Origin of the sequence: Paucilactobacillus kaifaensis (assembly GCF_005405145.1) — a bacterium.
Taxonomy (GTDB): domain Bacteria; phylum Bacillota; class Bacilli; order Lactobacillales; family Lactobacillaceae; genus Paucilactobacillus; species Paucilactobacillus kaifaensis.
The window spans coordinates 1-14,198 of sequence record NZ_BJDM01000006.1 but is presented as its reverse complement, the minus strand read 5'-3'; the positions used below and the strand labels follow the sequence as shown (position 1 = coordinate 14,198).

9 protein-coding genes are annotated in these 14,198 nt (G+C 38.4%); all 9 read right to left on the bottom strand.

What is annotated here, in order from left to right:
• Positions 1-100 precede the first annotated feature (100 nt).
• The 9 genes from FFM51_RS04010 to FFM51_RS03970 all read right to left on the bottom strand — a co-directional run bounded on the left by FFM51_RS04010 (position 101) and on the right by FFM51_RS03970 (position 13,691).
• Positions 101-1,054 carry a 3'-5' exoribonuclease YhaM family protein gene (locus tag FFM51_RS04010; protein WP_137597350.1) on the bottom strand — a complete coding sequence of 318 codons (954 nt, stop codon included), beginning with the start codon at positions 1,052-1,054 and terminating at the stop codon, positions 101-103.
• Positions 1,055-1,062: 8 nt separating this feature from the next.
• Positions 1,063-3,621: an ATP-binding protein gene (locus tag FFM51_RS04005; RefSeq protein ID WP_137597349.1), complete on the bottom strand. Its 2,559-nt coding sequence runs from the start codon at positions 3,619-3,621 to the stop codon at positions 1,063-1,065.
• The gene (locus tag FFM51_RS04000) at positions 3,596-4,840 is read right to left on the bottom strand and encodes a metallophosphoesterase family protein (protein ID WP_137597348.1); all 1,245 of its coding nucleotides are present in this window, start codon (positions 4,838-4,840) and stop codon (positions 3,596-3,598) included. Before FFM51_RS04000 ends, FFM51_RS04005 begins: the two co-directional genes overlap by 26 nt.
• Positions 4,841-4,905: 65 nt before the next feature.
• Positions 4,906-5,250 carry a YlbF family regulator gene (locus FFM51_RS03995; protein WP_137597347.1) on the bottom strand — a complete coding sequence of 115 codons (345 nt, stop codon included), beginning with the start codon at positions 5,248-5,250 and terminating at the stop codon, positions 4,906-4,908.
• A gap of 74 nt (positions 5,251-5,324) precedes the next feature.
• Positions 5,325-6,242 (bottom strand): ribokinase, encoded by a 918-nt coding sequence (gene rbsK / locus FFM51_RS03990; protein WP_137597346.1) that lies wholly within the window; start codon positions 6,240-6,242, stop codon positions 5,325-5,327.
• 125 nt (positions 6,243-6,367) lie between these two features.
• Positions 6,368-7,384, bottom strand: a complete 1,017-nt coding sequence (gene rbsR / locus FFM51_RS03985) for a ribose utilization transcriptional repressor RbsR (protein WP_137597345.1) — start codon at positions 7,382-7,384, stop codon at positions 6,368-6,370.
• A 285-nt stretch (positions 7,385-7,669) separates the two neighbouring features.
• Positions 7,670-9,808: a PBP1A family penicillin-binding protein gene (locus FFM51_RS03980; RefSeq protein ID WP_137597344.1), complete on the bottom strand. Its 2,139-nt coding sequence runs from the start codon at positions 9,806-9,808 to the stop codon at positions 7,670-7,672.
• Between the two features lie 123 nt (positions 9,809-9,931).
• Entirely contained in the window at positions 9,932-12,451 is a 2,520-nt protein-coding gene (locus tag FFM51_RS03975) for an excinuclease ABC subunit UvrA (RefSeq protein ID WP_137597343.1), read from the bottom strand.
• Between the two features lie 124 nt (positions 12,452-12,575).
• Positions 12,576-13,691 carry an NAD(P)-dependent alcohol dehydrogenase gene (locus tag FFM51_RS03970; RefSeq protein ID WP_137597342.1) on the bottom strand — a complete coding sequence of 372 codons (1,116 nt, stop codon included), beginning with the start codon at positions 13,689-13,691 and terminating at the stop codon, positions 12,576-12,578.
• Positions 13,692-14,198: the final 507 nt, after the last annotated feature.

Genomic DNA, 14,198 nt, shown 5'->3' with positions numbered 1-14,198 from the left:
ATGAAAACGTACTGATTTATCGGTTTAGTTTTTTGGACAACGGAGTATGTTCAGAATCTAATCACGTTATTTTCCACTCTGTTTTATACTTTAATTTAATCTATTCATCTTCCGATTCTCGGTAAAAGCTTCGTTTATCCAAACCAAACACCCTTTCGGAAAATTCGCCTGGTTTAGTATGAGCCATTGCCCCTTGAATCATCATGATAGACGCATCCATCTCATCTAGTCGATGTAATATCTCTGCCTCCAAAACATGTGGTGTAACTGGCGATCCATATTCTAACATTCCGTGATGCGCTAATATTACATGACGCAATAACAGCACATCTTCTTGCTGTGGATCTAGTTTCAATGTTTGGCACGCCGCGACAATCTCACCGTCTACTAAGGAAATATGGCCGATCAAATTACCTGCCACTGTGTAACTAGTCGATACTGGTCCAGAGAGTTCCACAGTCTTACCTAAATCATGCAAGATAGTACCAGCATACAATAATGCCGTGTCAATTCCTTCATATTGACTACTAACTGCCTTAGCTAACCTTAAAATTGATAATGTGTGAAACGACAGTCCACCAGCAAATGCATGGTGGTTAGTCTTAGCTGCTGGAAACGTAAAAAAAGCTTCGTGATGCTTTTGCAGTAAATTACGGACAATTCGGTTCCAAGTTGGTTGTGTAATTTCAAAAATAAATTGATCTATTTGTGCTTCAATTTCACTACGTTTTTCCGGTGCGTGGGGCAAAAAATAACTTGGATCATGTGGCTCTGTTTCCTTAGCTAAACGTAATCCAATGATTTTGACTTGCGGTTTACCTTGATAATTTTCTCGCTTAGCATTTAATTTAACTACTTTGCCCGGTTCAAACAACGCTACATCTTCATCTTTTGCATCCCAGTACATCCCAGCAAGCTCGCCAGAATCATCTTCAAACGTCATTGCTAAAAATCGTTTTCCGTTTTTAGCAAGTCGCGCATCTGCACTTTTAATCAACACAAAGATATCCATTACTTCGTCTACTTCAAATTCAAATAATTTTTTGGTTGCCATAATCTCACCTACCCTTTATCTAAGTTAATTACAGTATCAATAGCAGTATCATTTAAAATCCGATCATCAGCAGTAAAATAAATTACCTGATTATGCTGACTAATAGAAGTTAAAATTTCAAACACAGCTTCTTTCCTAAGATTGTCAAAACTGACAAAGCCATCATCAATTAACAATGGCAAATTAACTGTATCGCTCATGACTGCTGCAAACCCAAATCGTAATGCTACATAAAGTTGTTCTGCTGTTCCTTGTGATAACTCGCCAACTTCAAACAACTGACCAGTATTGTCAACCACAGAAATAACTTCTTCACCAATATTGATTTTAACATAGTGCTGTTGTGTTAAAGTTGCAAAGAAATTATTTGCTTGTGCAATAATTTGTGGGAATCGATCAGCAGATGCTAACTGTAACGCCTTATTAATCCATGCAGAAGTCATTTTCTCGCTTAACCACTCAAACACTAATTGATTTATGGTGGTCTGTAAGTTAGCCTGCTTTTGCCGCAAGCTTGTTAGCGTCCCACTCTTAGCTAATTGTTCGATTTCTAATTGAGTACTGGTCTGCTGTCTAAATTTATCATCAATTAATTGTTTTGTTACAGCAACAGTTTGCCGAACATCATTTAATTGATTAGCTAAATCATCGGCATCTGTAAATTTAGCCAATTCATTACGCTGTTCTACTGATATTTGGCTTGTTAAAGCTGTCACTTTTTCATGTTCAGCAGTTGCCTGTAAAAATTGGTGATAAGTAGTTTTAAAGTCAGCATCATTATTGATGTTAAGCTGCTTATAAATCGTCATTTTTTGATTTTCTTTGACCATCTGACGCTGATTGATCTGTTGCAATTGATGTGTCAAAATCTCAGTTTGTTGCTGTTGTGATTGCCAGGAATCTTTTGCTATCTGCTGTTCCTCGATAAACTGTTCAACATGTTTGACCAATGACGAAGCTTGTTCTTCATTAGGAATCCAGTCATGTGCAAAAGCTAATTTTTTTCTAAAATCGGCTATTTGATTAGCTATTTGTACCTGGGTCGCGTTCAACTGATTAATCTGTTGTTCCAAATCATTAAAACGACGCAAATCACCTTGCATCGCCAGCCATTGATTTTGGTCAAACTGAGATAACTGGTTTTCTATTCCAAAACGCTTCAACTGCTGTTCAACTGTAGCTAATTTATCTTGAAGTTCGTCAAGAATCATTTTATTCTGGTCATTATTCGTCTTTTTAGATTGCCTTAACCAAAATGGTGCAGCTAACCCACCCAATAAAATCACTCCAGCTAGTAGCTTAAGAAATAAATTGCTGGCCATCATTATTAGGATTACTGCAACTAATGCAATGCCCCAACTCCACCATGGGGTTTTGTTGTTAGTATTTGGCGTTAATAACCGTTGTTGCTTTTCAGATTCTAACTCGCTTTTCAATGCTTGTTGTTTTGTAAATAATTGTTCCAAAACTGTAATTTGCTGACTAGTTACAGCTTGTGGCAATCGATCAACATTATAATGAGTCAAAATTTGTTGCTGTGCATGTGTCCATGTATCTATTTGCTGGTTTTGATTGGCCTGCTGCTCAATTTGGAGACTTAATCGAGGTAATGATTGTTTGATTTCATCAAACTTATTTATATGATCAAAATAAAACTGCTGTTTTCTGTTCAGTTGCCCATCTTGTGCAACTGTATTTAATTGTTGTTGTACTTGAACCTGCTGAGCCGTAATTTCAGCTAGATCAGCCTGTAACTGTTGGACTTGCGTCACGTCATCATTTGTTATTACTACTGTCGTCTTTAAATCAGCTTCGTTAAGTCGAGTAAAAACTGGCATTAATTGACTCAATTCTTGGAGATGCTCAAGCCTATTTTGATCTTGATCCAATTGTCGTCGTTCATCCTGAAGCTCCTGCCCAAGTTTGGCCATACGCGTCAATAAATCTTGATAGTGATCATATTGACCAGCCGCTTGTTGCACTTGTGCATCCAACTGCTCATATTCTTTTAGTCTGATATTTAACTCTGGCTTACGGCCCTTCGGTTTATAAATTTCATCCGCTATCTTATCATGTTCTTTAATCAACGCTAACCATTGTGAACTTCCAACTGCTCCAACGCGTTGCAGATGAGTTAATAAATCCTCACGATTCAAACTAAAAATAGCATTCAGATCCAACTGAGAAAAACTAAAAATCGCCGAATATAGATCTTGATCAATCGGGCCTAAAATAGATTCTAACTGACTGGACGGCAAAACTGTTCCTTCATCGTCCGTAATTTCCAATGTTCCACCATTTTTTCCCTTAGTCCGTTTTAAGTGGTAGGTTTGGTTATCAGAGTCAATCATTAATTGGCCACCGTACGCCGCCCCATTTTTGGGTAAATATTGTTGGTACTGCTGGTGACCGTTTGCAAATCCAAATAAAACACTTGTAATAAAACGACTGAGCGTTGTTTTGCCAGCCTCATTTTGGCCATAAATAACTTGTAACTTAGGATTAATTTCAAATGATTGCCCTTGCCACTTACCAAAACCATCAATCTGAATTTGTCGAATCTTCATCTAACTGTTCCTCCTGGTTTTGGTTAGTTTGTAGGGATAAAGCAACTTTTTCTTGCAAATCGATCAACTCTTGCGGCTGACTGAACCGGTCTTCAATAAAGGAATGGCGGAATAACTTTTCCGCAAAATTAGTTACCGTTTGGCTGGTAAATACGGATTGGGCAGCTTCATCCCAGTAATGTTGGTCTAGTGATATGAAACTTGGCTGTTTAATACTTGTCTTTATTTTAGCTTCGTATGGCCAAAACATAATGGTTCCAGTAGTCTTGATTGCTGTCTGTAACCGTACCAATATACTGCCATTATTAATTTGCGCCATTAATTCACTGCTCAATACTTCACTATTTTTTAATCGCAGTGACACTAAAGTCTGTCGCGTAGAATCAAGCTTTGTCTCAATTTCTCGTTCTAAATTGCTTACTAATTCTGCTGCCGAATCAACCTGGCTTAATTCAATCACCATTGTTTGCCAATCAATAGGCGCGGTTTCATGGAACTGAGGTACCAGCTGTTGATTTTTTTCTGTTACCAAATAATAACCTTTTGGACCAGCCTCGTTACGGTGACGCCCCTGTGAGTTCCCACAATATGCAATTACTGGATTTTCGTGAACAATCTGCCGTTTATGAATATGTCCTAGCGCCCAATAATCATAATTTTTAGCAAGTAATTCCTGCACTGTAAATGGGGCATAATTATCGTGCGGGTTCTTTAATCCAGTCAACGACCCGTGCAACATCCCGATCTGCCAATTAACATTGCCTTTAATTGGATAACTGTCAGTTTGATCATTCTCAATCCACCGATTAGCATAACTAAATCCTGTAATTGCTACTGTTGTATCATCTGCCAGCGTCAGTTGTTTAGTTTCTACTTGATTGCCAAAGACATGCACATTACTTGGTAAAATCTGGGTGTCACTGGTAACTGACTGATAATCATGATTACCATAACTCAAAAAAACATCAATTTTTTCCTCTTGCAGTCGCGTACACTGTTGCACGAAAAAGTTTTCAGCAGTGATACTTCGTTGATCGCGATCAAAGATATCACCAGTAATGCAGACAAAATCAACTTTAAACTTAATTGCCTCGTTAACAATTCGTTCAAATGATGTAAATGTTGACTGCTGAATTGACTGCCATAATTCGTCCGGTGCATCTTGCAGGCCTAAAAACGGACTATCTAAATGTAAATCGGCAGTATGAATAAACTTCATTTTATATCCCCATTTCAACTAAAAAAGCTGAGTGCTCGTAATAATACCGGCGCTCAGCTTTGTCGTTATTCTTGATACAACTCTTGGATTGGCTTCGTGATTACATTATTAACTTCACTCAATAACTGATCAACAGCCTTTTCTTTTTCCATTAACTGTTTAATTGAATCAACTTCGCCAACTTTACCAGCTAATTCCTGGGCATTTTTAATTTCATCTTCACTTGGTTGTTGCCCTTGATATTGTTTTTGTTGTAACTGGATCTGCATGTTTTGGAAATCCCGAAACATTTTGAACGTAGCCGCATCTTGTTTCATTGTTTCATAGGCTTCTTTCAAAGCGATAAACTCTTGTGTTGAGCGTAAATCACGTTCCATCTGATTTGCAGAATCATAAATATTGACGACCATAGTTGTCCTCCTAGGATAATTTAATTCTATTGTATCATTTTATAAACGGCTTGCCTATCTGCTCAATATTTTTATTATTTACTGGCAGCCTCAATCTCTGCTAAAGTTGGAATTGATGGCATTGCACCAAGTCGTTGAACCGTAATCGAGCTGGCCCGCTGTGCAAAGACTAATGCAGTTGCCATGTTAGATAGATCAGGTTTCAATTGTGAACTCAATGCACCAATAAAGGTGTCCCCTGCAGCGGTCGTATCAACCGCTTTGACTTTAAATGCTGGTACAAAGTCATGCTCAGTCGCAGTAGCGAAGAACGCACCTTTACTACCAACTGTAATAATTAGGTTTTTAACACCCATTTTTTGGAAGGCCTCTGCACTAGCAATCATCGATGCCTCATCAGTGATTTCAATTCCAGTTAAACTGGCACTTTCCGTTTCGTTTGGTATGATCAGGTCGGTAACTTGTAATAATTCTGGCTCAATCTGAGAAGCAGGAGCTGGATTTAAAATCGTCTTTACATTATTTTCTTTGGCTAATTTAAACGCTTCTAACGCAGCAATTTGTGGCGTTTCAAACTGTGAAATAACAAAATCAGCTTGCTTAATCTGCGTTGCAGCTGCATCAACTTCTTGTTTTGAAACTCGTTTATTGGAACCGCCATAAACCAAAATACTATTTTGACCTTCTTCATCTAACAAAATAAATGCAGATCCTGTTCCAACCGTTTCATCAACGGCAATACCAGTGGTGTCAATCTGATCATCATTTAAAGATTCAACCATAAACTGACCCGCACTATCCTTACCAACCTTACCAATAAAACTAGTTTGCGCACCAGCACGAGCTGCGGCGACAGCTTGATTAGCGCCTTTACCACCTGCAGCACTACTTTTATTTTCAGTCATCAATGTTTCGCCAGGCTGTGGCATTCTCTTAACCCGTAATGTCGTATCAACGTTTAAACTACCGAGTACTGTCACTTTATTTGTCATGAAGAAAACTCCTTTTTATTTATTTATCAGGTAAATCGTTTTACTAATTAAATTATACGGCACCTGTTTGTTTAACTATAGCCTACCACAAACTAGTAAAGGCTTACAATCATAAAATCATTAATCTAATTTATTTTTGGGACTCCTGTACTTTGTCGTTGAATTAGTTCAACTGGTAAATCAACAACCTGAGGAGCAATCAATGGTTCTTTAATTCGATTGACTAACAGCCTCGTTGCCATTGAGCCCATTTCCAAAATTGGCTGTTGAATCGTTGTTAGCATTGGCTCAACATATTCATCTAAATCAATATTATCATAACCTATAACGGAAATATCTGTCGGAATCAAAATACCTTGCTGCCGTAGACCACGGTATAATCCAATCGCCATTTCATCATTAATCGCAAAAACTGCCGTAGCACCACTAGCTAAAACCTCACGAGTTGCTTCATAGCCCCCTGCTTTGGTCATTGGCGCATAAACAATTGTTACTACTTGCTCAAATACCAGTCCCTTGGATGCTAACACCTGCTTAAAACCCGCCACTCGACGTAGTAGATTTGCAGTTGGCTCGCTAGGCATTGTGATAGCAAATTGCTGGTGGCCAAGTGAGAGCAAATGCTCAGCAGCTAATTTACCCCCATCAAAATCATTAGTCTGGACACGATCGCCATCCACAATCGGATTTTGATCCATTAACAGGTATGGTATTCCATTTTTCTTCAACGTTGTATCAATTGTTTCCGTTGTAATTGAAGCACTAGCAATAATCAATCCACCAGTTGCTCGTTCAATCATTTTCTCTAAATAATAACTCTCAATTTTTTCATCATGATTAGCACCAAAAATTAACGGAATATACTGTAATTCCCGTGCAGTTGTCTGAATTCCCTTAATAAAGGTGCTAAAAAATGGATTGCCAATATTGGGCACTAAAACCCCAATTGACTGTGATGATTTTAAAATTAAATTACGTGCATTGAAATCTGGCACATAATTTAGTTCCTTTTGTAATTTTAAAACATGCAGTCTTGTTTCACTACTGAAACGCTGTCCCTTACCGTTTAAAATTTGTGAAACAGTGGTCACAGAAACACCAGCCGCTTGTGCTAAATCACGAATTGTCGTTTTTTTGATCATCTGTTTTCCCCTGAATAATATTTTATAAGTTTCAGTATACTTCATTTGCGATTGTAATTCTGAATTATGCGGTAGTTTTATTCAAAATGTCGCTGATTTTGCTATAATACCACCATTTGCACATTGGATTTGGCTAAACCTAATACGGACTCTCCGCCATGCATGCATTTTTTATTTTAAACCGTGTTCTCAGCTACATAAATTTTCGTGTAACAACAAAAAAAGCACATCTTTTTTTGAAAGATGCACTTATTTTGTCATTGTAACGTACCTAATTGCACTATTTTATTGTCCCACAATTGACTTAGCCTTACTCCACCATTCTGATGCCTTTTGGCCTACTGAGTTAGCACCTTGTGATACTTTATCACCAAATTCCGAGGCACCATTTTGCAGCTCGTCCCATACATCAGTTGACGAATTACTCTTATTTTGTGCCAGTGTAGCAGCATCCTTAGTATCAAACTCAGTTTGCTTAGTATTTGGTAAGATCTTAGTCATCTCCGTCTTAAACAATGTGTTCGTATTAACATAAGTCGATTCATTCAGCGTGTGACTCTCATCAGTCGTGTCATACCCTTCCCATGTTGCAACCACAACATCAGGGGTGTAACCCACAATCCATTTATCACGTTCAGAATCTTGCCCATTTATCACATCCGAAGACGTACTTCCAGTTTTACCAGCCACAGAATAGCCGACTGGTTTAGCTGTTTTACCGGTTCCATCATTAAACACGCCAAGCAACATACTAGTCATTTGCTTAGCTACCTTTTTAGATATAATCTGCTTTTTCTTTGGGTTATCATTGTTGACGATTGTCTTACCTGAAGCATCGACCACCTTCGTAATAAAGTGGGGAGTCGTTAACTTACCATCATTTGCAAATGCAGTGTACGCACCCGCTAATTGTTGTGGTGAAACCCCAGTTGACAGTCCACCCAATGCCAAAGCCAAGTTATTATCCTTACTTGTGACCGGTAAACCAAACTTCTTAACAGATTCATATCCCTTGTTCACACCAATTTTATTCAATAACCACACTGTTGGTGCATTTAGACTTTGTGCCAAGGCTTTGTACATTGGTACCTTACCACTATAGGTATCGTCATAATTTTTAGGGGTGTAATTATTAGTGCCATATGACTGTTTCTTATCCTGCAAAATCGAATCATAAAAGTATCCATTTTCTAATGCTGGCGTATAAACTGCAATTGGCTTAATTGCTGAACCTGGTTGTCGTTTCATTTGAGTAGCTCGATTAAACCCTCTAAACACATGTGTCCCTCGACCACCAACTACGGCAGTTACGCCACCACTATTTGGATTAATGGCAATTGAGGCAGCTTGAACTTGTGTGCCATCGGCGGAATCAGTAGGAAAATTATTATCATTCTTGAAAATTGTTTGCATATCTTGTTGTTGATTTTGATCCAAAGTTGTATAAATTTTGTACCCCTTGTTCATAATATCTTCTTCGGATAAATCGTACTTATTAATCGCCTCATCAATCACCGCATCGAAGTAATATGGGTACTTATAAGTATCTGTCTGCTTATAGCCGTTTGTGATTGTCAGCGCTGTTTGTTTGTATTGATTAGCCTGTGATTGCGTTATTTTATCATTTTCCACCATTAGTTGCAGGACTACGTTTCGTCGTTGCTTAGCAGCAGCAGGGTGTGCAACTGGATCATATCCACTAGGCGATGTCAGCATTCCGGCCAACATTGCTGCTTGCGGAACAGTTAATTCGCTAGCGGAACGGTTAAAGTACCTTTCTGAAGCATCTTGAACTCCCCAAACACCGTTACCAAAATAAGCATTGTTTAAATACATTGTTAAAATATCGTTTTTTGAATACACATTTTCAACTTCAATCGAAATAAAAATTTCTTTAGCTTTTCGAGTAAAGGTTTGTTGCTGAGTTAAATAAGCATTTTTAACTAACTGCTGCGTTAGCGTACTACCTCCACCAGAAATATAATCCCGACGCAAAACTTTATTTTTAGCATACAAATACGCAGCACGGGCAATTCCCTTAACTGAGAACCCATGTTCATGATAAAAGTTCCGATCTTCTGTTGATAGGACTGAATTTTGAATATTAGTTGAAATCTTGTCCAGTGACACATAAGTTCCCTTTTGCGAATATAAACTACCAGCAGAATCACCGTCTTTATCATAAACCATCGTTGGTTTTTCCAGTGTCGCTTTCAAATTACTAACGTGGGCCGTTTTAGCCACCACGGTCAGATAACCACTAACTAATAGAAAAATTGACAAAAAGACAATGATGATCCACCGAGTTAGTTGGAATCGATGCCAAAATCGCTTTAGTACTTGTTTGAATCGTTGCCACAATGGTGACAGCCACTCTTTAAATTCCTCTCGCCAGCGCTTAAATCCTGATGGCTGATTATTCATAACTTCTGGTCTCCATCTCTAATTATAATCAGGATACATTTTAGCATACAATCTCGCTCAGCCGCGGCTAGCTATTATTTTTTAGCATAATTTAAGGAAATATATGCCATATTTAAACATCAATTAATGCATCGCAAATAAATTTAAGTGTTGTTTTAAGAATTTACCAGTTTCGCTGTTTTGATTATCTGCCAATTCAATTGGCGTTCCACTACCAACAACTCGACCGCCTAATTGTCCTCCTTTAGGTCCTAAATCAACAATATAATCAGCATTGGATAAAATATCTAGATCATGCTCAATCACTATAATGGTAGCACCCTGTGATAACAATTGATCAAAGACCTTAATTAGCGTTTGAATATCTAACGGATGCAATCCAACTGAAGGCTCATCAAAGACAAATAGAGTTTGATCCTGCTTTTTTTCCATATGTGACACTAACTTAAGTCGTTGAGCTTCACCACCGGAAAGTGCTGGTGTACTTTCTCCTAAATGAAGGTACCCCAGCCCCATTTTTTGCAGTTTTATTAAAATTGATGATATTTTTGGTTCTGTTTTAAAAGTATCAATTGCTGCATTAACATCCAATGATAAAATATCAGCAATGCTTCGTTGTCGCCATTTAACAGCCAATGTTGCCTCATTATATCGGTTACCATGACAAGTCGGACACTCTTCAATCATGTCCGGTAAGTATTGAATGTCTAATGAAATCGAACCCGTCCCATTACAAGTCGGACAAGCACCTGCTTTTACATTGTAAGAAAAGTGACTTGCATTAAAGTTTAATTGTTGAGCTTGTTTTGTGCTGGCAAATAATTTGCGTAACTCATCTAATACTCCAGTATATGTTGCCACAGTTGAACGTACATTTTTTCCCACCGGAACAGAATCGACAGTCACTACATTATTAATTCCATTTGCCTTGAGCGCTTTAACATGGCTTGGCAATGGCTGACCTTGATTGACAGCCTCTAATCCAGGAATCAAGCTATCCATAATTAACGTTGACTTGCCTGCACCTGAATAGCCAGAAACGACGTTTAAATGCCGAAGCAAAAATTGAGCACTCACATTGTGGAGATTGTATCGATCCCCAACTGTAATTTGAAGCTGATCACTAGCAGTTAATTGTTTTTTTGAAATTTGCGGGCGAACTCTTAGATTAGCTGTTCCTGTCAAGAATGGTCCAATTAAGGATGTAGGTAATTGTTTAATCTGGTCCACAGTGCCTTGATCAACAATCTTGCCACCCTTTTTTCCAGCTTGTGGACCAATTTCAATGACGTAATCAGCTGCTGCAATAATACTGGCATCATGATCTACTACCACGAGAGAATTACCCATCTGCACTAACTGATGTAAAACTTTAATTAAGCCAGCTACGTTAGCTGGATGTAATCCAATAGACGGTTCATCTAAAACATAAAGCACTCCCGTTGTTTCACTTCTTAGCGTTCTACCTAGTTGAATTCGTTGTAATTCACCAGTTGATAATGTTTCACCCGCGCGATCAAGTGTTAAATAATCCAAACCAAGATCAAGGATGGGTTGCAAGCTATCGGTCAGTTCGCCAACTAAATTTTTACCGATGGAACTCATTTCAGTAGGCAACCAATTTAAAATTTCTTGACTGAATTTTTTTAGTTCTGCAACTGTCATTTGACTTACTTGTGCAATATCCAAACCTGCCAATTTTGTGGTCAAAAGAGCCGGTTTAAAGCGATTACCATGACAAGTCGGACAGGTGGCAAATGAATAAAATCGATTAAGCCGTTGAATAGCACGCTCGTTAGTAGTTGTAGCCAAACTATCTTCTACTGCCGCATATGCATTTTCAAACTGAGCGTTATCCATATGAAAAATCTTGCCTGTTTTAGATGGAATATTAATTGCGTACTGTTTTTTTTCACCGTGCCATACTTGTGTTTGATCCGCACTACTCAATTCATTAAATGGTGTATCAATTGGAATTCCAATCTGTTGAGCAACATAAATCATGAAGTTTCGTCCGGGTAACCGCCAAGATGCCACTGCCCCTTCACGTAAAGTTTTGGTTTGATCTGGAATTAATCGCTCAGCCATGATCTGTCGCACTTTACCAGTGCCATTACAATCAGGACAAGCCCCTTGCGAATTAAACGCAAAGTCCTCGGCTCCAAACGCTGTAAATTTTACATGACATACTGGACAAACCACTTCGCCCATATTCTCCGCAACCGTTAATGTCGGTGGTACCTGATGACCATTTGGACATCGATGTGATCCTAACCGTGAAAAGATCAGTCGTAAAACATTCAAGCTCTCAGTCATTGTTCCAACTGTCGATCTGACACTTGGAACTGTTGGACGCTGTCTTAAAGCCAATGCCGATGGTAGGTATTTAACTTGATCAACTGCAGCTTTGCCTACCTGACCAATTCTTCGGCGAGTATAGGTTGAAAGTGAATCTAAATAACGCCTTGCACCCTCAGCATACAAGACCCCCATTGCTAGTGATGATTTACCTGAACCGGACCGGCCTGTAATAGCGACAAAAGCATTTAACGGAATTTTAACGTTTAAATTCTTCAAATTATTAACGTGAGCGCCAAAAACCTCAATATTTTCAGGAATCGTTTCTCGATGTTGAATGGACATTATCATGCTTCTTTCATTTGTTTAGTTACCTTACTAGTATACAACTGTAAACACACGAATCAAAAAAGCGACAGCCCATCGGCTGCCGTTTTTGATTATTGATTCCTTAAATTTAAACTTAAATTTAAAATTGATAACTTTCATCAATTACTAACACAGGCTTAATGGTTTTACCACTAATGGAGTCCGCATTGGCCTGATTGATTTCATCAAACTTGTAGAACTTTTCAGTCTTGTCAAAATCAAACATTCCCTGCCGATAAAATTCAATCAATCGTGGAATATCAATTTGTGGGATTGAATCACCCATGTTAACGCCAATCACTGATTTATCATCAACACATAAATCATTCCATGTATCGAGATCAATATGGTGAGGTGTGACCGCAATACATGCAGAAACTCCGCCTTGAGCAAGAGCTTTAATTGAAGCCTCCATTACGGCAGTAACGCCAGTTGTATCAACTGCAAAATTGACTCCATAACCGTTAGTTAGCTTTTTAATGGCAGAAACAGCGTCTTCATTCTTACTATTGACAACCTGAGTTGCGCCTAATTCTTTAGCTAACTTCAGGCGATCATCGTTAATGTCAACTGCAATAACAGTAGTACAACCAGAAATCTTGCCAGCCATCATTGCGGCTAAGCCAACAGCACCAGTACCAAACACTGCAATTGTTTGACCTGGGCGTGGCTTTAATGTGTTCAACACAGTACCACTGCCAGTCACATAGCCACAACCCAATGGACCTAATTTACGTAGATCCAAATCATTCGGAACCTTAACCGCATTTCGTTCTCTCACAATTGTTGTGGTAGTAAATGAAGATTGATCAAACATATCACAAACATCATGACCATCTTCAGTAAAATGAGCACTCTTATCAGGACGCACTCCTGATAAGTTATTTTCACCGTAGTGTAAGCATTGTGTGGGTACACCTTTCAGACAGTTTTCACAATTGCCACATGCATAAAATGAAAGTACTACATGGTCACCAGGAACAAAGTTTTGGACGTGAGCGCCTACTTTTTCGACAATTCCAGAACCTTCATGGCCTAAAACAATTGGATAACCAATCTCCGCATCGCCCTTACGAAGTGCTTCATCAGAGTGACAGATTCCACTAGCTACCATTTTGACTTGAATATCGTCATCTTGCATTGGCGCAAGTTCAACATCATCCTTAATTTTGAAATCGGCGCCCTTCTCATCAACAACTGCTGCTTTAATTTTCATCAAATCATGTCCCTTCCTTAAAAGAAAACGCTTACTACAACTCCGTTATATCAGTTTGTGAACTATATTTCAATACTTATTTTTTTGTTATGAGGCTTATCTTTTTTATTGTTTGACAGATTGTAAAATCTTATCACAACCTAAAATCAACGAAATACATCCAAAGTCATAATTTTTTGTCTCATTGATTTACTAAACGCGTGTTCAATCCCAGTAACCTGCACACAACGGTAAAACAAAAGGTACGATTCATAGTTCGAATCGTACCGCGATTTTGAATGACTAAACGCGTGTTCAACCGCAGAAATCTGCACACAACAATAAAACAAAAGGTATGATTCATAGTTCGAATCGTACCACGATTTTGAATGACTAAACGCGTGTTCAACCGCAGCAACCTACACACAACAATAAAACAAAAGGTACGATTGGAACTGCAACTATTTTTTGAGACAATTAAATAAAAGCAGATTCTAAAAAGTCATTTTGCTTCCGATTAGGCAATCG